The organism is Paenibacillus hebaui (assembly GCF_051934385.1).
Taxonomy (GTDB): Bacteria; Bacillota; Bacilli; order Paenibacillales; family Paenibacillaceae; genus Paenibacillus.
This window is the reverse complement of sequence record NZ_CP196836.1, coordinates 957,174-979,406: the sequence shown is the minus strand read 5'-3', so window position 1 is coordinate 979,406 and position 22,233 is coordinate 957,174. Positions and strand designations below refer to the sequence as shown.

Sequence of the window (22,233 nt, the reverse complement as noted above, 5' to 3'; positions counted from 1 at the left end):
ACTTTTATTTACCGGACTTGCTTCCGATATTCACACTGCCTGTCAGACGGATATCATCCGATGCACTGCCGACATACACCTGAACTTTACCCTTAGGCATTATCCATTCATGCGATGCTTCATCCCAGTAGGACAGTGCACTACGATCCAGTTGAATGTTGACCCGTTGCTGCTTGCCAGCCTTCAGATCTACTTTGGCCCAGCCAGCAAGTTGCTTCTCGGGTGTCTCAGCCTTGGTTGGCAGATTGCCTACATAGACCTGTACAACTTCTGCACCGGAAACTTTACCTGTATTACGCAGGTTTAGGGATACTTCTACGGTTGCCTTGTCCCCTTTACCTGTATTTTTCACATGCAGATTACGATAATCAAAATCAGTATAAGACAGTCCGTGTCCAAAGGCGAACGCCGGTGTCATGCCTTCTTTGTCATATCCTTTGTACCCTACGAAGATACCCTCGGAGTAGTTGCCCACGCCATTCACACCCGGGAATTGTTCCGCAGTGGATACCGGGGTCTGGGAATCATCCGACGGGAACGTCACCGGTAATTTACCGGATGGATTCACATCACCGAACAGAACACGTGCGACCGCGTTTCCTTGCTCCTGACCTGCATACCAAGCCTGAACGATGGATGGTACTTCTTTTTGCCAGGAATCCATTTCGACAGCACGACCACTCATTTGCACCACGATCGTTTTCGGATTGGCTGCTGCTACCTTGCGGATCAGCTGTTCCTGGTTATTCGGCAGTTCCAGATCGGAACGGTCTACATAACCTTCACTGTCATACGTACGTGTTACCACGACGGCAACATCTGATTTTTTCGCCAGATCGACTGCTTTTTGCATTTTGATATCGATAGCTTCTTCTGGAGCTTCCCAGCCAAAACGAACTTGCGCGCCCATATCGTGATTGGACTGTACCGGGAAATCAGTACGATACTCAATACGTATATCGTGGGACTCGCCTTTTTTAAACGTGATTTCTTTCTCGCTTGTACTCAGTGTTGAGCCTTGATTGTCCACGAGCAACTGGTCGTCCACATACAATTTTGCGGAACCCAGACTGGTCAGAGACAGTTTATAATCACCCGTTTGAGGCGCTGTGATTGCACCTGTCCAACGAGCGGACATTTTGGCATTGAACTTGGTCGGCGTCACAGGGAGCTTGGAAGATTGTGCGTTGAAACCTTCATAATTGTAGAATCCAAGATTCATGTTGACCTGATTATCTGTACGGACCAGAGAAGGATTACCCTCCATATCTTTATTCGTCCAGTATTCAGCACGCAGTCCATATTCAGCACGTTCTGTACCATAGTCTCTTTCACTTTTTTGGGCATCCCCTGGAGATAAAAGAGTGGAAGGTACGGCGGATGGCCCGTTAAACGCATCCCCTGCCGAGATTGGATCAGTTCCGGCTGCATATTTTACATCTACACCGCTACCAGCATGGTTACGAATGCCTTGCAGTGGACTTACGGTATATGTCGGGTTAACCAGACTGCTACCTCCACCAGCAGCGGATGCGTTATCCGCATCCGGTCCGATGACAGCGATGGATTTTACGCTTTTCTGGGACAGCGGCAGCATATTATCGTTGTTTTGCAAGAGAACCATGCTCTCTTCTGCAATTTCACGTGCTTGTTTTCCGTCTTTTTTGGCATTGATTTGTGTATTCGTTACAGGGTTGTCGAACAGCCCTTTATCGAACATTTGAAGCAAAATGCGTTTAACCTTCTCATCAATGGTTTGTTCGCTGACTTCACCTTTGTTTACAGCTTCCAGCAGCTTAGCTCCCCATTTGCCATACGGCTCTCCAGGTGTCTCCAGATCCAGGCCCGCATTGGCGGATTCCACTGTACTGAAGTTAGCACCGTAGTCACTCATGACGAACCCTTCGAAGCCGAACTGGTCCTTGAGGACATCGGTCAGCATCTCCTTGTTCTCACAAGCGTATGTACCGTTCACCTGATTAAATGAACACATCGCGGAACCGAGGTCCGCTTTTTCGACCATGGCCTGGAACGGACGCGCATAGACTTCCTGAATGGCACGTTCACTGGCTATTGCATTGGTCGTGAAACGCTCTGTCTCCTGGTTGTTCAGGATATAGTGCTTCGCTGTAGCGATAACCGGATTGCTTTGAATCCCGTTCACATACGCTGCACCCATACCGGAAGCCAGCAACGGATCTTCACCGAGGGATTCGAAGTTCCGGGAACCCCATGGCGTACGTGCAATATCCAGCCCAGGGCCGAGGACTACATTATGTGTTGTATCATGTGCTTCCTTACCAATCAGATCACCATATTGCTTGGCAAGATTGGTGTCCCAGGAAGCCGCCAGCGCGATTGGTGCAGGCAGGGCCGTGGACTTTTTGTCCTGAACATCCGGGTTGGCCACACGTACCCCTGCGGGTCCATCTGCCATCTGTAATGCCGGAATGCCAAGGCGCTCCAATCCATCATTATAGAAACCATAATAGTTATTTACTTTACCTGTCACGAATCCGACCTTTTCCTCCAGCGTCATCGCCTTGAGTAGCAGCTCGGTACGTTCCTCCGCAGATCGTGATTTGTTCATCCATGGGCGATCAGCCCCGGATTCCGCCTCTGCTGCAAAGGCGTGTAGCGGCATTGCAGCAACCGCCACGATGATTAATAGCATAAACCATCGTTTAAGGAAAATCAGATTGAGTCTTCTGTTCATGTTGTAAGCTCTCCTTCTCTCTTGATCATTTTTCTTGTGCACATATTGAATACATGTATACAAGGGAATGCAAACTGGCTTGATCCCAGCCTTTCAAGCATTCAGGTCGTCCTGCACATGGCATCTGAAACTGCAGCCTGCAAGCAAGACAGCATATTTCGCTTCCTAACGATAGCCGACCTGCCGGCAGATTACATCCCCTTAAATTTGGTAAAAGCACGATCAGGATGAATCTAGTCCTTTTGAATCACCTCTCTATAGATTCAGATAACAAGATGAGAAAACGAATTATTTACATTTTCGTAACTAATATTGAATAATTTCTTTACTTTTAAAAACAGCCTTATGGACCCATACTCCTCCAACCAATTAATTCAATTAATTATCAGATTAAGGAATAACATGAGACGCCCTGGGTCGAAAGTCTTTTTGAAATCGGAACCATGTTCGAACAATGAAAAAAAGAAAATAAAAAAAAGCAACTGAGGTCCCCTTTAACAGGTTCTTCAGCTGCCTTTACTGCCCCAATCGGGGCGGTACAATCAGTTCCTAGTTCTGTAACTGTGCAAGGATTTGTGGGTCCTTGATCTTCTTGTCTTCAGCCAATAACATCACTTTGGATAGAATCTCAGCCGTTCTCGGATCTTCATCGAGGAATGGCAAGAAGATTCTGCCGCGGTGCTGGCTATGCACCGGTACAATATGAAGCGCACCTGTGGCTTGCTTGAACACATTGCCACTGCCAAGATGAACGGCGTATTCGCCCAGTTCACCATCAATTCGCGCATAATTTCCATCCAGACGAACATTATCCACTTTCAGTAGACGCAGTGACTCGTTCACGATCACATGACGCATCTCAATCGTGGTCATGCTGGCTTCTGGATCTACTCCGCCAACATGCGCAACACTAACAACCAGATCAATGTCACGCATGACTTCCGAGAAGAAAGCCGCCGGTACATCCTGCAAAGCTACAGGTTTATAGCTCTTCCGATCATAGAACTGAACCGTCTCCAGCGTAGGAGCCTCTGTATCTGCGGGTGAGAACCAGTCTGCCATGGCATAGAGATTGGCAATCAGGTTATGCTCGTAGCTGACCTTCTGCAGACCTTCCTCATAACTAACCGTCCATTGGCGCCCTTTAAGTAAGGCAACCGCTTTTTTCGGTTGAATCTGATAACCGGCATATCGACGGGATACTGTACCATTAGCCAGCTCATCCTCATTAGGAAGGTAGAGTTCCCGGAAGACCTGCTTGAATGGCTGTCGTTCCTGACGATTGAACAGATCCCGTTGGAATTCACTCCAGCTCCCACTGCGGAACAGATGTAGCGGATGAGCAATCAACAGTTGATCCTGTTCCGCCAATGTTTGAATCGTACTTTCCGAACCTGGAGCAACCAGACCACTGGATTGTACATCGAAGCGTCCCAACTTGTCCCCCGCCTGGAATATAAGAGTACGAACCAGTGGACGAATGACCGGATTCTGCATCAAGCTGGAAATCTCCTCACGTGTGAAGGATGTTCCTGCGGTCATGGAACGCTCCAATTCCTGTCTCGCCCTGCGATATTGATCAACCAAGTCCGATTTTAATTCTTTCAATTCGGCAATGTATCCATCTTTCTTGAACCGGGCAGGTACGGACTTGAGTGTCTTTCCTTTGCTAATGATGACCATCTCCGGTTGGCCTTCTTCATCAATGACCAATTGTGCTGTGGTGTCGTCATCCAGTGCATGGGGCTCAAAATAGGATTTCATCTCATCCAGCTTGCGGGCTTCCATATCCCACATCAACCGGGTCACATCCGCATATCCCGCATTTCGGGCGAGATTGCCCAGAGCAATCTGGGATACTACACCTTCGCTGGCGCGGCGTTGTGCACCAAACTGCTTGCTCTGCATCAGGAACTTCTGAATGAAGTCGTATCGCTCACGCAGATCCTGTTCCCGATTCTCTGCGAATGGAATCAAGCTATACGTCAACAAATGATCTTTGTTACGCTTCGATTCCACGGACTGGCGCATGTCTTCAAGGTCGAGTTTTCCGAGCGCCGCATCCGCGAACAACTGGGATCTGCGGTGATTGGCTCCCCCGGAAATGTACTTCGCACAATCGTATAACAGATTGAAGCGTTCCTCACCGACGTCCTGATACGCCTCCTCGAACCAGGCGATATCAAACGCTCCTTCATTAAAGTCCTGTGGTGAGATTGGTGAATAATGAGCCACGACCGTTTCTTTTTCCGCAGTGAAGCGTTCATTGATATGGGCATGGAAATACCAGGCCGCACTGCGCAGACCTTCCCATCCCAGATGCTTCGCAACAATCTCCATCCACTGCGGTGCGTACATTGCCGCTTCCAGTAGTTTCTTCTCCTGGATTGGATGCTTCGTCAATAACTGTGCCAGCAGCACTTCGTCTTCGCCTTCCCGCGGATGGCATACCTGAATCAAATGACTGAACGTCTCTTTGCGAGTTGTATTGTCTCCATAACTGTAGATATAACCACGGACAAACGTATCCTGATCCATTGCGGAGACCAGATGTACCCAGTGCTCCATACCTTCTATTCGTTCAAGCTTCATAGCCAGCGTACTTACTTCTGTAGAGAGTTCTCCTCTGGTCAATTCAATCTCCAGAATTCGCTCCACAACCGTTCGACGCAGATCTGCGAGTAAAGGTTTTTCGGCAATCCAGTCATAACGACTCGACGTCATATCCCGAATAAACTGGGCACGAGATTCTTCAACAAGCAATTGCTTGTATATCTCTTGTACATCTATATAATCCAGTTCATAAGCGCGCAGATAATCGTCCAGACCAAGGAATGAGGAATGATAACTGTCCTTGCTCAATCTTCCGAATTGGCAGAACGTCTGGAAGAATCGCTTGAAGCTGGCATCGTCATATACTCTATCTCGTACAATATATAGCCATGGACCCGATAACAAACTAAGCATTCCCGATTCCTTTTCCAGCTTGTCTTCAGGCATCATTTTCATGAGTGCATACAGAGTACGTTCCGCGATCTCAAACGTATCGACCTTGTCACTGTCATCATGAGCGGCCTCGATCAACGTTTTCACCTGAGCTTCATAACGTAGCTCACTGACCATCTTTTTTAAGTCCTGGATGTACTGGAGCGGGTAGACGTCCTCGGCGAATTCCTTACGCCAGCCTTCCAACAGCCAATGTTTTTCCATTTCACTGTATTCGTACACACCGGAATAATATCGGTAGTAATCATCCAGCTTTTTGTTCATATCCTCAATACGGATCGTGAACAACAGTTGCATCAGTTCCTTGTTATCCAGACCACTCGATTGGACATACCCCTGCCATACTTCATGGAGAGGGAATTGCTCCATTAGGGCCCTTTCTTTTCGCTGCTCATAAGGGATATAGACCATGGAACGCAAAGACGCTCCCACCAGCAACGTTTCTTTGTATCCGGCATAATATTCGACTTCATACTCATGATCCCTATGCTCATGCACAAGTGCATCGAAACCCTCAAGGAATTGCTTCGCTTTTTCCAACGAAAGGGTGAACAGGTCCTTCGGCTGGAACCCGCCGAGATCCCGTTGTTCATTAAGCAACGGATTCTCCCATGAAGGGTTATACAACCCAAATCCATTAGATGTCGTGTACCTGCTACCCTGTTCTATAAGCTTGTCCAGCAGCTTCTGCTCTTTGGCGGTTGGTTTTTCGATGAGTTCTATCAAAGGCTGTATTTGCTCCTGCTGCTCTGTTCGCAGAGGATCTGACGAAATCTCGGTCAGCAGTTCGAGCGCCCCCAGCCGCTGCAGTTCACTTTTGGCTTGCAGAAGCGACTTGAGCGACCTCGTCAACTGGTCTGCAGGCTGAAGCAGAAGGACCTGAATCACCTTTTGGCGCAGCGATCCCGTTTTCAGTTTCAACAGCGCCTCCATCTGCTTCATTTCTTCCGTTGTCAGTATCATCAGCTTGGCTTTGATCAGAGCATTCTCACGATTGTTCATGCTTTTATCGGAAAGACTATCGAAAATAAACTGTCTTTGCACCTCATTCTCCGGATCCTGGACGAACTGAGATAACAATTCTCCTCGCAAATCCGGGCTCAGCTTGTCCTTGAGCGCAATGACCTCAGCAATCCATTCTGGATCCATATCGTAAGCTGCAAGGTACAGCATTTTCTTCACTACATCATCCGAATCAATCCGGTATTGAACGAACTCCAGAACGCTTGACGGACCCCCGAACCCTCCTTGGGGAATATGGGCCAACATTTGTTTAAACAGATCAAAGTCACGCCGCCGCACAGCTTTATCCTCAAAAACAGGTAAAGGCCACACATGAACATTTCGTTGATTTCCCCCATTTTCAAAGCTCCAGTTATACATGTACATTGCATCATAATTCTCGATAACCCAGTGGAGCAGCTCAAAATCTTGCACTTCCAGATACTGACGAGCCATATTCAGACGCAACGATCTGTTCTGACTGTTCGCAAGCACGTATTGAGCAACAATCTGCTGATACACTTGCCCGTGATCCATAATCTGGACAACCTTCTGTTTCAATTCGTTCTCTTCAATAACAGCCGTTGCCCAGAGACTAATAAACAATTTGTTGGCATTGGCTTCCTGATCCCATGCTTCACGTACACCTGGATCAGTCAACGCTTCATGCGCTTGTGTAATTAACTGTGCTGCAACACGCGAATTGGCTGCTTCAATTGCGATCCCAGTCCATACAGCCAGAGCCCTCACAACTGAACTGAATCGAATCAGATTGTTGTCGATGATAATTTTCAATATGTATATATACGCCTCGATTGTCCCTTCATCCATTCGTTCTACGATACTCTGACGCAGACCTTCCTGCAGCCTTGCAGCAACCAGCAGTTCGCCAACCATCTCATAGGCGTCAACCTGATCACTCATGAATATGCCCTTGATCATTTCACTTGTCAGCAGTGCATTTTGATTGTCGCCATAGATAATATCATGCAGCGATTGCTTCATATCTGTGGTTCCAAGATCCAACTCGTACGCAATGCAATCCGGCAAGACCGCTCTGCACTCATGGAGATAATCGAACTTGTACTCACGCAGTGATACATATTCGTTCAGGGAGAAGCCATGCATCTCCATGCGAAACAGTGCAATCATTTTGCGAAGAACCTGTCCGATATGCTGTTCTGGATCGACTGTACGAAAGGGTCTGCGCTCATAATTTTTGCTGTAAGGATACTTCACTGCACGTTCTGCAATGTAACGGAATCGAGCCAGCAATGGTTCACTGACCAGCATCTCCAGCACATTCAATAGTGGATGGAACAGTGGATTTTGCGTCTCAGCAGCCAAACGCTCCAATAATTTCTCAGCATTCAAATATGCCTTTTCATCTTCGCGCAAATAGCTGAATCCAGCCATCTCTGCAATGTACCCTGCAAGTTCCTGCTCTACACCATCCAGCAATTTCACTTTTCCCTGTAATTCATTGTGATACGCTTGAATTCTATCTTCCTGATTCATTCCATTCTCCTCCTTGTCGCTTTCTACCACAGCCGTCCGGCAAGCATCGTAAAGCGAATGAATACCAAGTTGTCATCTTCCTGTAGGGCCAACGGCTCATCCAGTCCCTGCACTTCTTCATCGTTGAGAAATACTTTATACAATCCATCTTCATATGCGCTCACAGCTGTTCCAATCGCATCCTTGAAATTGGGAACTCCTTCATTATAAATCACGCCGAAGCCCACCTTCCCGGTCGACCCTTGCTCCTGAATCTCATCCGGCATCAGGTAGACAAGTAATTCCGCATCATTGTTCTTGTCCTGAAGAGCCTTCAGTTGCATAGCAACGACGTTCTTAATGAGCTGTCTCAGCGTATCGGTTGTTTCCGGAAGTTCGGCAGCTTGTTTAGCAAGAGCAGGCTTACGCTTGCCCAGGCTTTTGACTGTAATCCATACATTCACTGCATTCACCCCTGTGTTTTTCCTTATTTAACCATCAGTCCAAGTATCTATACCACCAAGTGAAATGGACTAAACCGGAACAACAACTTATTCCATAATATTATCAAAAATACGTACATATGTGCCCCTAATAAACATCATAACCAAAATTCTGACCAGATTCATGAGTCATTCTGCATGTTTACATGCAACCAGGGAACTAATGACTTATCCTCTGTTACCTTCACAAATCACAAAAGATGAACCATTACTAAAGCCCCTGTATAATATATTCAAAACAATAAATCACACAAAGTGTTATTTTTCTTTACATAATAACATTAAAAAAGAAACATTTATCGGTTTTATGTTATTTTTATTGACATTGTCCGTTTTACTTTTTATAATTTGAATCAAAATCACAATGCTGTGATCATATCAGGTGCGGTACACAATGACGTGTTCCGCCTGTCGGCAACGGGGCCGCAAATCGTTCATGAACAGGACGAATTGCGGCCTTTTCTGCCTGAATATGCACATAGACAAGTCACGAAGATTTCAATTGGATGAGGAGCGATGAAGGATGATGGAGAGCAAGAGTTTTTGGAAAAGCGGTCATAGGCCTACTCTTTTCGGCGCATTTCTGTATTTTGACATCAGTTTTATGATTTGGGGTATGCTTGGCCCACTCGCGGTCGTCATTGCGATGGATTTCCCAATGAGTCCCTTGGAAAAGGCAAACCTGGTGGCTCTACCCATTCTCGGTGGTTCTATTCTCCGGCTTGTGCTCGGCTTCATGTCAGATTATATGGGCCCGAAACGGACCGCACAAATCGGCATGATCGTTACTCTTATTCCGTTATTGCTGGGCTGGTTATGGGTTGACTCACTGAGTCAGTTATATGTAGTCGCTCTATTACTCGGTGTAGCCGGAGCCTCTTTTGCTGCCGCCCTGCCTTTGGCGGGTCAATGGTATCCCAAGGAGCATCAAGGGCTGGCGATGGGTATTGCAGGGGCTGGCAACAGCGGAACCGTGCTCGCTACGTTGTTCGCCAATCGGCTGGCTGCACATTTTGGCAGCTGGGAAGTTGTGTTTGGACTTGCCATCATTCCAATCGTTATCGTATTTATTTTCTTCTCCCTCTTTGCCCGTAATAGCCCTAATCGTCCCGCACCAAAGAAGCTGTCCGAATATGGGACATTGCTGAAGCAAAAGGATGCATGGGTGTTCTGTGCCTTTTATTGTGTTACCTTCGGCGGATTCGTTGGGTTATGTAACTATTTGACCATCTTTTTCAATACACAATACGGATTGTCTCCTGTTCGTGCTGCTGACATCACAACGTTCTGCGTAATCGCAGGCAGCTTCTTCCGGCCAGTAGGTGGTTATCTGGCTGACAAACTTGGGGGGACACGCATGTTGACCTTCCTATATACCGGAGCATGTATCATGCTCGTTGGTGTATCCTTTATGCCCCCGCTTCCCGTTGTGGTTGTCATGCTGTTTCTCGGCATGATGTGCCTTGGCGCCGGTAATGGCTCCGTATTTCAGCTGGTTCCCCAGCGGTTTGGCAACGAAATTGGGCTCATGACAGGTATCGTCGGTGCAGCTGGCGGACTGGGAGGATATGCATTGCCCCTAATCCTCGGTCAGTTGTACAACACCTATCAATCCTATACACCAGGATTCGTCATCCTTAGCCTGATCGCGGCTGCATCCCTGTTCCTTGTGCTGTTCATGCAATCCCGCTGGCGGATCAGTTGGCTGAATAGATCTAACCCTGTAAACCAAGGAAGTACAAGTATGACCGAATCCACGTCCCTTTCTTCCTAAAATATAAATGGATCTATCGTTTACGCAAGTTGTTCGTTCAGCATTTTGCATCATTCGATTCAACTCGCTCCCGGGTACAAGAGTTGGCCGCTTTTTGGATTTACGGAAAATGGTCAGTTATTATGCTTGTCCATTAAATAACCAGAGAACAGCGTTGCCTATGGGCTATCGCTGTTCTCTGTCTGCTTACGATAGATACTTCTGAATAATGATAACGGCATTGTGTCCACCGAAGCCAAATGAATTAGACATCCCAATCTGTAATTGAACCTCTCTTGCGACGTTCGGTACATAATCCAGATCACATTCCGGGTCGTTCTGCTCCTGATTAATCGTTGGTGGTATAATTCCGCTCCGCAGACTTTGGATTAACGATATCGCTTCCGCCCCACCGGCTGCACCCAGCATATGTCCAGTCATCGATTTGTTGGCTGTTACTGGAATCCGATAGGCTTCATCACCGAACAACTGCTTGATCGCCCTGGTCTCGGACAGATCGCCTGCTTCCGTACTGGTAGCATGAGCATTAATGACATCAATCTCATGGGGCTGAAGCTGTGCTTCTGCCAGAGCGGCTTTCATGGCCAAGTACGCACCCCGTCCTTCTGGATGGGTGGCTACCATATGATAGGCGTCTGAACTGGCGCCATACCCAATGACTTCCGCTAAGATATTAGCCCCTCTTGCAAGTGCATGAGACAAGGCCTCCACTACGAGAATCCCAGCACCTTCGGCCATGACAAAACCGTCTCTACCTGCATCAAAGGGACGGCTCGCTCCTTCAAACGCTTCATTTCTTGTAGATAGTGCGGTCGCATTGCCGAAGCTTGCCAGTGATACTTCTGTAACAGCTGCTTCCGCGCCTCCAGCAAAAATCACGTCTGCTCCACCATGACGGATCAGTCGGAAGGCTTCACCTATGGCTGTGTTGCCAATCGAACATGCTGTCACCGGAGAGAGAGTAGGTCCCCAACAACCAAATCTCATGCTCACCATGGCCGCTGCCATATTGGATATCATCATGGGCACCAGTGTTGGACTGACTCGTGCAGGCCCACGTTCAGACAGGAGTTTGCCTTGCTCCATCAACGTTTGAATCCCGCCGATACCGGAACCGATATAGACACCAACCCGCTCCCTGTCCACATGATCCATTACGAGACCGGAGTGAGATAGAGCCTGATCGGCTGCCGCTACAGCAAATTGCACGAACCGATCCATACGCCGTGCTTCCTTCCGTCCAAACCGTTCCTCTCCATCAAAATCACGTACCGCACCTGCTATCTTCGTTTTGTAGGAGGTTGTATCAAAAGCTTCAATCGGTGAAATCCCCGACCTCCCCTCTACCAATCCGTTCCAAAATGTATGCACATCATTCCCCAAAGGAGAGATAATCCCCATTCCTGTGATCACCACGCGCTCCATAACCCATCCTCCTTAGTGCTATTTAGTTCTCTTGAATACTGGTTTAAATTAAAGTCATGCACTTATATTGCCATTCGGATTATCCTATTACAAGTTGTCAAATATAATAGTATAATGACTACCATGATAAACTGAGGATCGGATGTGATGGTTTGAATCACGATGTAAGATTACAGGCATTGTCCACTTTTCTAAAAAATCAACGCTCCAAAATTTCTCCCGAATCGGTTGGTTTACCCACTGGCTCTCGTCGAAGAACACCAGGCTTAAGGAGAGAAGAAGTGGCACAATTGGCAGGTGTAAGCACAACCTGGTATACCTGGCTAGAACAGGGTCGGGATATTCAAGTTTCTCATTCGGTGTTAGACAACATCGCGTCTGCTCTCAGGCTGACAACAGATGAGCGGAAGTATTTGTTTTCCCTTGCCCTAGAATACCATTCGGAACTTCACATTCTGGATGAGAAACCGCTCCAAATTCATCCCTCCTTACAGAAAATATTGCAGGAACTTCGCAATTGTCCCACGATCATCTCGGACCGACGCTGTCACATTGTAGGCTGGAATGAAGCCGCCCGACATGTGTTTATGGACTTCGAACAGATTCCTGCTGAGCAGCGGAATATGATCAGTTTATTGTTTGAACGAAAGGAATTGCGAAGACTTGCGGTTAATTGGGAGGATTTTGTTAGCGGATTCTTGGCTATTTTCCGAGCATATTATGGTCAATATGTCGATGACGAATGGTATAATTTATTTCTGGATGACATGATGGGCAGGTACCCTGATTTTCAACCCCTCTGGAAACAAAGCAGTGTCAGCAGTGCTCCTGACGTGTTGATTGAATTCAGACATTCCAGAGCAGGCAAAATGTTATTCAATCTTACTTCATTACAGGTTCAGGGAAATGCCGATCTGCGATGCAGTATATACACACCTGCACCCGACACCGCTACGGAGCGCAAACTGATACGCCTAATGGAAAAGGAAGCCGAATACAACCTCGGTAACAGCTAATTTGGATGTCTAAAAAGACCCGAGTGACTTACACTCGGATCTTCATAGATTAGTTACCTTTGATATTTTAATTTAACTCTTACTGATTTGAATTTGTTCTACATAATATTTATTCAAACGCCGGGATCGCAATATCTGCATATTTTTCTTGGAAGAAGGCTTTCACTTCCGGACCCGCCATACGTTTCGCCAGCTTCTGAATGGCCTCAGAATCCTTGTTGTCTTCACGGGCAACCAGTGTAATGGCAAAATGGGAATCGTCCTTCTCGGTTAACAATGCATCCTTCTTCGGTGTGAGACCCAGTGGACTGGCATATGCCGGAGTCATGGCTACCAGGTCAACATCATCCATCATGCGAGCCAACATTAACAGATCCACTTCTTTGAACTTGAAGTTCTTCATATTCTCGGTGATGTCTGCCTGTGTTGCATTGAAACTCACGCCTTCTTTCAGCTTAATCAGCCCATTCTGCTCCAACATCACAAGAGAGCGACCAATGTTGGAAGGATCATTAGCGATAGCAATCGTTGCACCTTCCGGCAATGCTTCAATGGATTTGTACTTTTTGGAGTAGCCTCCATAGATCGCGTTGTAGATTGGCTGTACTGCCACCAGGTTGGCGTTATTTGCTTCATTGTACTGATTCATGTAAGGCACGTGCTGGAAGAAGTTTGCATCCACTTCCTTGTTCGCCAGTGCAGTGTTCGGTTGAACATTGTCCGAAAGTACGACCACTTCCAGATTAACACCATCTTCCTTCAACAGTGGTTTCACGATATCCAATACTTCTGTCATTGGCGGTATCAATGTTGCTACTTTTAAAGTAACTTCTTGTGCTGCTTGGCTGCCTTCCTTGTTTCCTTCCGCCGCAGGCGTCTCTTCTTTTTTGCCACATCCGGCTGCTACCAGCGTTACTGCAAGCAACATGAGCATTAATTTTGCTTTCATCTAGTGTTTACCCCTCATCTTGTAATCTGTATTGGTTATGCTTAATTCTTCAGCATGCCCTATTGCTCCATCCTTCTTCAGGATCTGCGATCCAGCCATCGGGACAATCTGCTGCCTGTGAATTGAATCATCTGTACCAGGATAATCATAATGATAATCGTAAATACCATAATCTCCGTCTCGAAGCGCTGATAACCGTAGCGAATGGCAAAATCTCCAACCCCGCCGCCACCAACAATGCCCATAACCGTAGAGTATGAGATAAAGCTGATCGTGGCTGTTGTTAAACCGAGGACAAGTCCTGAGCGGGCCTCCACATACAGGAATTTCACTACAAGCTGCATCGTCGATGCTCCCATGGATGAAGCAGCTTCAACCACTCCCTTGGGTACATCCAGCAACGCCTGTTCCACCAGTCTGGCGTAGTAGGCAATGGCAATAACCGAGAGTGGAACGGTTGCCGCCAGTGTCCCGATGGATGTGCCAACGACCAAACGGGTGAACGGAATCATAAATACGACAAGCAGCAGAAACGGGAAGGAACGAATGATGTTGACGAGACTTCCCAGTATGATGAACAGAGGCCGATTCTGATAACGCTGCCCTCTTCTGAACAGATACAGCAGTGTGCCCAAAGGCAACCCGATTAACACAGCCGCCGTAATGGAGATCCCCACCATGACAAAGGTCTCTCCAATGGCCTGCCATATTTCATGCTGATACTTTATAACGGATTCAGGAATCATCATTATGGTCCTCCTGACCGCTATGAAGAGAGGTATCTCGTCCGATCATGGATAGATCTTCACCCATCAGCAAGGAGGTCAATAGATCAGGCTTCGGTACAGGTATGCTGCGCACTTCCGCTTCCGACAGCGTTTTGACAATTCGTCCCTCTTTCATGACCGATATCCTGTGGCAAAGTCTTCGGGCCACTTCCATCTCATGCGTAACAACGACAATGGTCACGCCCAACGTTTCATTGACATGACGCAGTACATCGAGAATGCCGCTCGTAGTCTGCGGATCAAGCGAGGATGTTGGTTCATCACAGAGCAGCACATCCGGTCGGCTGGCAAGTGCTCTTGCGATGGCCACACGCTGTTTCTGCCCTCCACTAAGCTGTGCAGGATATTGATCCGCCTTGTCTTCCAGTCCTACAAACCGCAGCACCTCAAGACCACGGTCAAGCCGCTGTGCGCGGGAAATACCAGCCAGCTCCAGAGGCATGCAGACATTGCCACTCACCGTTCGGTTACTGACGAGGTTGAAGTGCTGAAAAATCATGCCAATGGACCTTCGCGCCTGACGCAAACTCTGCTCACTCATCCGGGCCAGGTGCTGCCCATTCACAATGACCTCACCATCATCCGGCGTTTCCAAACCGTTGAGCATCCGCAGAAGCGTGGATTTCCCTGCACCACTGGAACCGATAATGCCGTGGATTTCTCCCTGGCCTACTTCAAGGGAAACCGAGCTTAATGCTTCGAATCCCTGATCGTCACGGGACCCACGCTCGGTATAACGCTTGCTTACCCCGTATAATGAAATCATGGGAGATTCCTCCTGCGATTGATCGTACATGGTCCTTCAAGAACACATGAAGAAAGCCCGCACAGCCGATAACCGGAGCGCGAGCAATCCTGTTTATCTATAATAAATCATCATTCCGCATGAAACAAGCTTTAACGTGAGATATCCGTATTCAAGCCACTTGTTTCATATAAACTAAACCGTCCGTTGGACGACCCGATATAGACTTCATCTCCAAGCCGATTCATCGTACCGTTCTTTGCATCCCGATCCCGATGTTCCGGGCTTCCCATCACCACGTCATGCACACGGCCGATCAAAGTACCGTCCTTTTTATCCATGATCAGAAGATCCTCACCCATCGGCAGCAAAAGCTGATCGTCAATCACCAGGTAACTCCCCTGGTTGGTAGAGGATCGAAGGGACGAAATCGTGTTTTGTGCAGTCCAGCGGGTTTCACCTGTATCATATGCAAGTGCTGCCGGATAACCGTTTTTGATTACATATAATTGATCGTCCTCCACAAGCCCTCGTTCAATCTTGTTATTTTGCGTCCACCATTTTTTCCCGGCCTTGGCATCATACAGTGTGGTTGTAAAATCTCCATGATCTCCATACATTTCCCCGTTTTTGTTCTCTCGAATGAGCACCATTCCGTCATTCAGCACCTCAATTTGCTGTCCAACCCGGGCAGCAAATTGTGCAAGTTTCTTGCCAGTATTCAGATCGACCAGCACCCACTGGTCATCCAGCAGCATCCAGCGTTCTGGCTGTGCGGTTCCAAACGGATCAAGACGATATATTCCGTCAAAGTACGAATTATTCTCAGGATGATCCACAGTCGATTTACCAACCTTGATGCTCCATATGGTTCGGCCAGACTTCGGATCGGCTGCAATCAGTTTATCCTTTTCCCAATACATCACATAAGGATCTTCTGCACCCTTGTTCAATAATTCATAACCGGTAGTTAGTTTTCTTGTCCACAGTGTTTTGCCGTTTGCACTATCCAACACGGTTAACCAGCTATTGCTTGAGCCTTCAACAACCGGACTATTCACAACGACTACATTCTTTGCGGCAGTGATGCCATTCAATCTGAATTTTTGCTTGGGGGCATACTCCCATACGACATCACCGCTCTTCAACTGGAGGTGGCGTATGCGATCTACGTATTCTTTCTTCTTAGGGTCATAATCGGTATAGATTGTAACCTGTTGGCGTCCCGCATCCACCTCTGCCTGCTGTCTTCCATACCCCGCATTAATCTCCCATAATTTCTTGCCGGAATGTCGGTCAAGTGCGTATGCAGAACTCTCATAATGAAAACCACTAAACCCACCATCATCGCCTTGCATCAAGAGAACATCATCCGTAGCTGCTTGCAAAAAAGTGTAGTTGATACCCCCCTGGTTGGTCCATACCGAATGCCAGGGTAGTGTGGTCGGCAGCAGCTTGCCATGTATTTTAGTGGTGAATTCATACTCATCGGAACGACTGATGTTCCAATCGGAAACCACATGGTTTCGATCATCCCGGAGGATATTCCAGCGTGTTCTGACAAGCTTGCCACTCTTATTAAATGTCACCAAGAACTGGCCGTCTGCTCGCTCATATCGCCAGGTCTGTCCAATACTCATTGGATAACCAGTGTCTTTTAGATTGCTGGAGTGTTCTTTCCAATCCGGTTCACCAAGCCATTGCTTGACTTGTTTGGATGTCGTTTTTTTGTTCAGCATGATATCGGTCAAATGACGTATAGCGGATGTGGGCAAGGATGTATTTTGTTGAAACCAGCCATCCGCTACATGTGCATGCTGCTCAACATCCTGTGCCTTCACCCAGAGTAATGAAGGTCGATATGTAGATGATTCCTTGTTCCAGACGCGGGGAGCCATAGACACGCCATACCAGTCCTTCGTCGCTGCAACAATGAACGCTTGATCTGTCATCGATGCATCTGTGGACCAACTGGTTGAGCTTCCCGGAGTCAGATAAAGTTTACTTCCCGATCGCAGACTGAACGTCTCGGGCATTGTAGCCTTTAGACTTCTGCTTTCTTTGGATGCATACCAGCCAGGTATCCAGAAATCCCCTATGTTGTTATCTTTGAATTTGATCCATTCCCCACGAACCGTATGGACTTTTAATTTTCCCACAGTAGAGGTGTAGTTCTCTATCCTCATTAGATCAACGGCCACTTTGTTATCTTTCACTTGCGTATATAGGGGGACACCCGTTGCCAAAGTCACCGTATCACCCGGTTTGTAGGTCGTTTTCGCTTGTGCAGATAAGGCTTGAATGGTTGAAGTGGAGCTTTGCCCTTCTGCGGTTACCGCATTCAGATTTTGCATTATGAAGCCCGTGACAAGTACAGCCGATATTCCGCCAATGGTCATCCATTTGAAAGCCGTTCTTTTCCCATTGCGACCCGTCTTCAAACTTGCTCATCCCCATCCATTAGATGTTATTTCCATATAAGACGTTTGGAACAAGGAAAAGTTACTATTACTTCCAAATATCTTGCATCCTCAGATTCAGTCTCACCTTACGTCCACCATCGTAGGATGATAAGGAATGCTGATCCCTAATATGCAGGCAGCCGTTAACATGATGGCAAAATACCCTATAAACCACACATCCGCCCGGGAATACCCGATCTGGTGGTAATACGTGCGGCTCGCGCCTTCCGTAAATCCTTTCGCCTCCATCGCCACTGCCATTCGCTGTGCACGACGGATGCTCTGCGCAAGCAGCGGGATGGCATATCGTTTCAGCGTGCCGTATACATTCCAGCGCGAGCCGCGCTGCCTCGTTCCCCGAATGCGGATGGCGTAACGCAGCGTCTGGAATTCATCCAGCAGAATCGGAATCATACGCATCGCCGCCAGAAAGCTATAGGCATACTTGGGTGGAAGCTTCCACTGCTGCATGAGGGAATAAAAGAGTCGAACAGGTTTGGTCGTTAAGCCGAATAATAATCCCGCAGCCGCCATACTGATCGAACGGAATCCCAGATGTAACCCACGATAGAAGCTCTCTTCCGTAATATGGATCAATCCCCACTTAAACCAAGTGGTCTCGCCTTTACCAAACATCATCATGCCTGTTGAGGTGGAGATAAACACCAGAATAAAGGGCGACGCATACAGTAACAACCTATACCATGGGTGACCTGTCCAGCACAGCAGCAACAGCATGACAACCGCCACATTTGCCATGACATTCAGGTTGTGAACAAGGATGACGAAAACAAACAGCAACGTCAGAAAAATCATTTTCAACCCCGGATTCACCGCGTGAAGCCAGGTCTCACGATGAGGAAACGAGATCTGCATCCAGTAACCTCCCCTCATCCACTGTCCAGATTCGGGTACAGTAACGTTTCACAATTTCGAGGTCATGCGTAACCATGACAATGGCAGTCCCTTCGCGCCGCAATTGCTCCAGCTGTGATAGCATCGCAAAGGTATTGCGCGCATCCTGTCCAAAGGTAGGTTCATCCAGTAACAGAATACGCTGTTCCCGTACCAGTGCCGAGGCTACACTCAGTCGACGTTTCTGCCCCATCGACAATTGATATGGATGCCTCTCGGACAGTTCAATCAGTCCAAATTGCTCCAGCATATGATCGGTTCGGACATTTCTTTCTTCGACAGTTCGTTTGTCACCCAGCAATGAAAATCCCACTTCATCCCGAACCGTATTCGTCACGAATTGAAATTCGGGATTCTGGAATACAAAAGCAATGTGATCTGCAAGCTGCTCGGTTTTTCCCGCGGGTTGTCTTTCCACAACATAATGACCTGTCGTCTTGAGGATATTCATCATGGACAGCAACAATGAACTTTTACCTGCACCATTAGCCCCCACAATCCCCACCCAATCTCCATGCCGGACCTGTGCCTGATCCACCTGTATGAACGGTGTTTTTCCACGCCATCCGGTGAATTGCCGCATTTCCAGGGCTGGCTGGAGCAGAGCAGAAGCTTGCTCCTGTTTGTTATCTATATGTTTAAATTCTGTGGTCCCGTAGCGATCATGCTCGCCTGAGACCAACGCCTGTGCCATCGTCTCGCCTCGCTCTTCCCAAACACCCGGATACCAGATTCCGTATTCCCTCAGCTTCTCCAACTCATTTGTAAACACCTGATTCGCCGGGCCATCCGCTACAATCTTTCCTTCAGGCGACAAGACGATGATTCGGTCTACCCACTCGACGATTTTATTAATTTTATGTTCCACAATAATGAGCGTTTTGTCCCGTGCAATCTGTTTTACCGTATCCCATACCTGAGAGGTCCCCTCATCATCCAGCAGTGCCGTTGGTTCATCCAGAAAAAGTACATCCGGCTCCATCGCGAGAATCGAAGCCATCGCAAGGCGCTGCTTCATGCCCTGAGACATGGATTGAATGAATGTTCGATCATTTTCAAAGCTCAACCCCACCTGATCCAGGTATCGATGGATAAGAGCAGGCATCTGCTCGCGTGGAATGTTCCGGTTTTCCAGTACAAAAGCGATCTCTTCATCCGTATAGGACATACAGAACTGGGTATCCGGGTCCTGAAAAACAATACCAGGATGCGCTGGCACCTGAATATCATCACATTTCATCGGAATCTCCACAGATCGTGGAATCAAACCGCTCAGAATTTGCAGCAAGGTCGATTTGCCAGAGCCACTCGGCCCAAGCAGTAACACTTTTTCCCCCTGACGCACAGAGAGAGACATGCCTTGAAACACCAAGGCTTTCTCTCCCGGGAACTTGCATCTTAGATTCGTAACACCTACCGACTGCGCATTCCCCTCTCCTTTCATCTAGTCCAATGCCTCATAATCCTGCTTCGCCACCGGTCTGAGCGAGCGCGTCACTCCTGTCAGCTCCAGCGCTTTGGCAAGAGAATAGGCGAATACTCCCGCAATCAGAATACTGCCGATGAAGCGGAAACCGATAAAGAGCGTGTAGTTCCACGCCGAGAGAGAATCGATATATCCGTACTGATAATCCAGCAGAAGCGAAGCTGCCGCAGCCCCAATCGCCGCCAGGCAGGTGACGAACAGATTGCTTTTCCGATACAGAAATGCGGCGAAGAAAATCTCCGCTCCGAGCCCTTGCAACAATCCATATACCAGTGTAGACATGCCCCATTCACTTCCGAGAAAAGCACTCACTGTTGACGCCGCAACTTCAGCCAGAATGGCTACACCCGGCTTCCGAATAATGACATAGGCGAAGGTTCCCGCCATAAACCACATGCCGTAAATCATCTGCTCCGCATGCACGCCGAATGGCTTCATCAGATCATATGTAGGTCCCCATATTTTGTAGATGACCCCGAATACCACTGCAATCACAATCGTTACCAGAATATCAGTTAACTTCAATCTGTTGCTGCCTACTGCTGTTGACATGTTCTCTACTCCTTCCTTGTTTCCCTAAGGTTATAAAAATAACAAAAAAGCCTCCCCGGTTCCCAGGCAGGCCATACGCACAGTTTACAATGGTTACGATGCTGCGCATCCGGCATGTGCAGAGAAAGAAGAGACCAACGACCTCATCCTTGTCACATCAGAAAAAGTCCCTCTGCACCCAAGAAATCTGGCATTCATCGTCTATTCCTCACCCTTACCATTGCACATTGTACATCGCAAATTCATGTTCTCTACGCTGGCATTACCCAGATCAGATCTACGGTCAGCGGCACAAGGCCGCTCTCTCAGCCCAACTTCATTGAGCTCCCGGTTCACTTATTTCATTGCTTCTAATGTACAACACATGGGTATTTGTGGCAATGCTCTCTACGAAAATCCAAAGTTGGCATAGGAAAAGGCATCCCCCTGGATGCCTTCTTGACATACTTCACGATGTAAGATAGCACCTTATCCGTACAAGCCTTCACTCGTATTTCAAGGTATTATCGTTTTTAATATTGAGTGTTCCCGGATTGGCTCGTTTTCCCTGAAGCAAAGCCCTTGAAAAGGGTTGGTACTTTGGAATAGCGGGTATTCGTAATTTTCCCTTGTGATGTACTGCTGTCTGTACGCATAATCGCATCTTTCACATTGGAAATGTTGGAGTTATCCAGCGTCATGTTAACCGCGAAGGAAGTTCCACCATTTTGACGCACCAGCTTGCCGATATCATCTGCACGGAAATTTTTAATGTTAATCGTCCCGGCTGCATTCGTCTGGAACACTTTATCATATGCCTTGTAGGCTGCGCCACCAGTAATGTTGACCGTTCCGGCCGACTTCAATGTCAATGCATCCTCACCGACATCCTGCCAGACTACATTCGATATATTACAGCTGCCATAACAATGAACACCATCGGCAGCAGGTGATCCGATATTTACGTTTTTGAGCGTGGCCCCTGCCTCCAGTCGGAAGACTGGCTTCTGACCCTCTGCCTGAGATCCGTCGCCCAGTGTGGAAGGATTGGCTACATAGGTTTGCCCTTTACCGTCATAGGTGGTGCCCTTTGGTACAACAATCGTTGAGTTTACAACCGTAGGCGCAGCCGCAGCCGGAACTGCACCAAATATGGAAGCAACCAGACCAGCGGACAGCAACAATGTCAACATTTTTTTCATAACTTCATTTCCTCCCTTATTCTCTCGTTTTTTGGTTGTGTACAAGCCTGGGCTTGTACTGGAAGTTCACCAAAGGTGCACGCTGGAGAACCACAACCTAATCCTACCAAATAAGGAAGGTAACAAGAATAATCATTAGGTCAGATGTATAATGACACAGCAAAATCCCTGTCATATCGGCATTTTTGCAACCCATGTCCCTGGATCAATATGCTG

General features: G+C 47.6%; 14 protein-coding genes. 2 read left to right on the top strand and 12 right to left on the bottom strand.

Annotated features, from left to right (window positions below; translation table 11 throughout):
• Nucleotides 1–4 precede the first annotated feature (4 nt).
• The 3 genes from ACR32F_RS04320 to ACR32F_RS04310 form a co-directional block, all read right to left on the bottom strand.
• On the bottom strand, nt 5–2,716 hold the full coding sequence (locus tag ACR32F_RS04320; RefSeq protein ID WP_440116482.1) for a glycoside hydrolase family 3 C-terminal domain-containing protein: 2,712 nt from the start codon (nt 2,714–2,716) through the stop codon (nt 5–7).
• 549 nt (nt 2,717–3,265) lie between these two features.
• A complete protein-coding gene (locus ACR32F_RS04315) occupies nt 3,266–8,242 on the bottom strand; it encodes a DUF4132 domain-containing protein (RefSeq protein ID WP_440116480.1) in 4,977 nt (1,658 codons plus the stop codon).
• Between the two features lie 23 nt (nt 8,243–8,265).
• Nucleotides 8,266–8,685: a hypothetical protein gene (locus tag ACR32F_RS04310; protein ID WP_440116478.1), complete on the bottom strand. Its 420-nt coding sequence runs from the start codon at nt 8,683–8,685 to the stop codon at nt 8,266–8,268.
• A 565-nt stretch (nt 8,686–9,250) separates the two neighbouring features.
• On the opposite strand from ACR32F_RS04310, the gene ACR32F_RS04305 reads away from it, so the two are divergent.
• Nucleotides 9,251–10,498 (top strand): nitrate/nitrite transporter, encoded by a 1,248-nt coding sequence (locus ACR32F_RS04305; RefSeq protein ID WP_440119680.1) that lies wholly within the window; start codon nt 9,251–9,253, stop codon nt 10,496–10,498.
• A gap of 186 nt (nt 10,499–10,684) precedes the next feature.
• Here ACR32F_RS04305 and fabF read toward each other — a convergent pair whose 3' ends face one another.
• Nucleotides 10,685–11,923 (bottom strand): beta-ketoacyl-ACP synthase II, encoded by a 1,239-nt coding sequence (fabF, locus tag ACR32F_RS04300; protein ID WP_440116476.1) that lies wholly within the window; start codon nt 11,921–11,923, stop codon nt 10,685–10,687.
• Between the two features lie 152 nt (nt 11,924–12,075).
• Here fabF and ACR32F_RS04295 point away from each other — a divergent pair, with 152 nt between their 5' ends.
• The gene (locus ACR32F_RS04295; protein ID WP_440116474.1) at nt 12,076–12,939 is read left to right on the top strand and encodes a helix-turn-helix transcriptional regulator; all 864 of its coding nucleotides are present in this window, start codon (nt 12,076–12,078) and stop codon (nt 12,937–12,939) included.
• 109 nt (nt 12,940–13,048) lie between these two features.
• Here ACR32F_RS04295 and ACR32F_RS04290 read toward each other — a convergent pair whose 3' ends face one another.
• The 8 genes from ACR32F_RS04290 to ACR32F_RS04255 form a co-directional block, all read right to left on the bottom strand.
• Nucleotides 13,049–13,888 carry a MetQ/NlpA family ABC transporter substrate-binding protein gene (locus ACR32F_RS04290; protein WP_440116472.1) on the bottom strand — a complete coding sequence of 280 codons (840 nt, stop codon included), beginning with the start codon at nt 13,886–13,888 and terminating at the stop codon, nt 13,049–13,051.
• Nucleotides 13,889–13,965: 77 nt separating this feature from the next.
• A complete protein-coding gene (locus ACR32F_RS04285) occupies nt 13,966–14,637 on the bottom strand; it encodes a methionine ABC transporter permease (RefSeq protein WP_440116470.1) in 672 nt (223 codons plus the stop codon).
• Nucleotides 14,624–15,442: a methionine ABC transporter ATP-binding protein gene (locus ACR32F_RS04280; RefSeq protein WP_440116468.1), complete on the bottom strand. Its 819-nt coding sequence runs from the start codon at nt 15,440–15,442 to the stop codon at nt 14,624–14,626. Before ACR32F_RS04280 ends, ACR32F_RS04285 begins: the two co-directional genes overlap by 14 nt.
• Before the next feature lie 131 nt (nt 15,443–15,573).
• Nucleotides 15,574–17,862 (bottom strand): outer membrane protein assembly factor BamB family protein, encoded by a 2,289-nt coding sequence (locus tag ACR32F_RS04275; RefSeq protein ID WP_440116466.1) that lies wholly within the window; start codon nt 17,860–17,862, stop codon nt 15,574–15,576.
• A gap of 102 nt (nt 17,863–17,964) precedes the next feature.
• Entirely contained in the window at nt 17,965–18,759 is a 795-nt protein-coding gene (locus tag ACR32F_RS04270; RefSeq protein ID WP_440116464.1) for an energy-coupling factor transporter transmembrane component T family protein, read from the bottom strand.
• Nucleotides 18,734–20,242: an ABC transporter ATP-binding protein gene (locus ACR32F_RS04265; protein ID WP_440116462.1), complete on the bottom strand. Its 1,509-nt coding sequence runs from the start codon at nt 20,240–20,242 to the stop codon at nt 18,734–18,736. The genes ACR32F_RS04270 and ACR32F_RS04265 overlap by 26 nt, the downstream gene beginning before the upstream one ends.
• Nucleotides 20,243–20,836, bottom strand: coding sequence for an ECF transporter S component (locus ACR32F_RS04260; RefSeq protein WP_440116460.1), 594 nt, complete (start codon nt 20,834–20,836; stop codon nt 20,243–20,245).
• Nucleotides 20,837–21,348: 512 nt separating this feature from the next.
• The gene (locus ACR32F_RS04255; protein WP_440116458.1) at nt 21,349–22,017 is read right to left on the bottom strand and encodes a pectate lyase; all 669 of its coding nucleotides are present in this window, start codon (nt 22,015–22,017) and stop codon (nt 21,349–21,351) included.
• Nucleotides 22,018–22,233 lie beyond the last annotated feature (216 nt).

Coding starts and splice junctions, on each gene's coding strand:
- ACR32F_RS04320 (WP_440116482.1), bottom strand. CDS start 2,716: ATGAACAGAAGACTCAATCTGATTTTCCTTAAACGATGGTTTATGCTA.
- ACR32F_RS04315 (WP_440116480.1), bottom strand. CDS start 8,242: ATGAATCAGGAAGATAGAATTCAAGCGTATCACAATGAATTACAGGGA.
- ACR32F_RS04305 (WP_440119680.1), top strand. CDS start 9,251: ATGGAGAGCAAGAGTTTTTGGAAAAGCGGTCATAGGCCTACTCTTTTC.
- fabF (WP_440116476.1), bottom strand. CDS start 11,923: ATGGAGCGCGTGGTGATCACAGGAATGGGGATTATCTCTCCTTTGGGG.
- ACR32F_RS04290 (WP_440116472.1), bottom strand. CDS start 13,888: ATGAAAGCAAAATTAATGCTCATGTTGCTTGCAGTAACGCTGGTAGCA.
- ACR32F_RS04285 (WP_440116470.1), bottom strand. CDS start 14,637: ATGATGATTCCTGAATCCGTTATAAAGTATCAGCATGAAATATGGCAG.
- ACR32F_RS04280 (WP_440116468.1), bottom strand. CDS start 15,442: ATGATTTCATTATACGGGGTAAGCAAGCGTTATACCGAGCGTGGGTCC.
- ACR32F_RS04270 (WP_440116464.1), bottom strand. CDS start 18,759: ATGCAGATCTCGTTTCCTCATCGTGAGACCTGGCTTCACGCGGTGAAT.
- ACR32F_RS04265 (WP_440116462.1), bottom strand. CDS start 20,242: ATGAAAGGAGAGGGGAATGCGCAGTCGGTAGGTGTTACGAATCTAAGA.
- ACR32F_RS04260 (WP_440116460.1), bottom strand. CDS start 20,836: ATGTCAACAGCAGTAGGCAGCAACAGATTGAAGTTAACTGATATTCTG.
- ACR32F_RS04255 (WP_440116458.1), bottom strand. CDS start 22,017: ATGAAAAAAATGTTGACATTGTTGCTGTCCGCTGGTCTGGTTGCTTCC.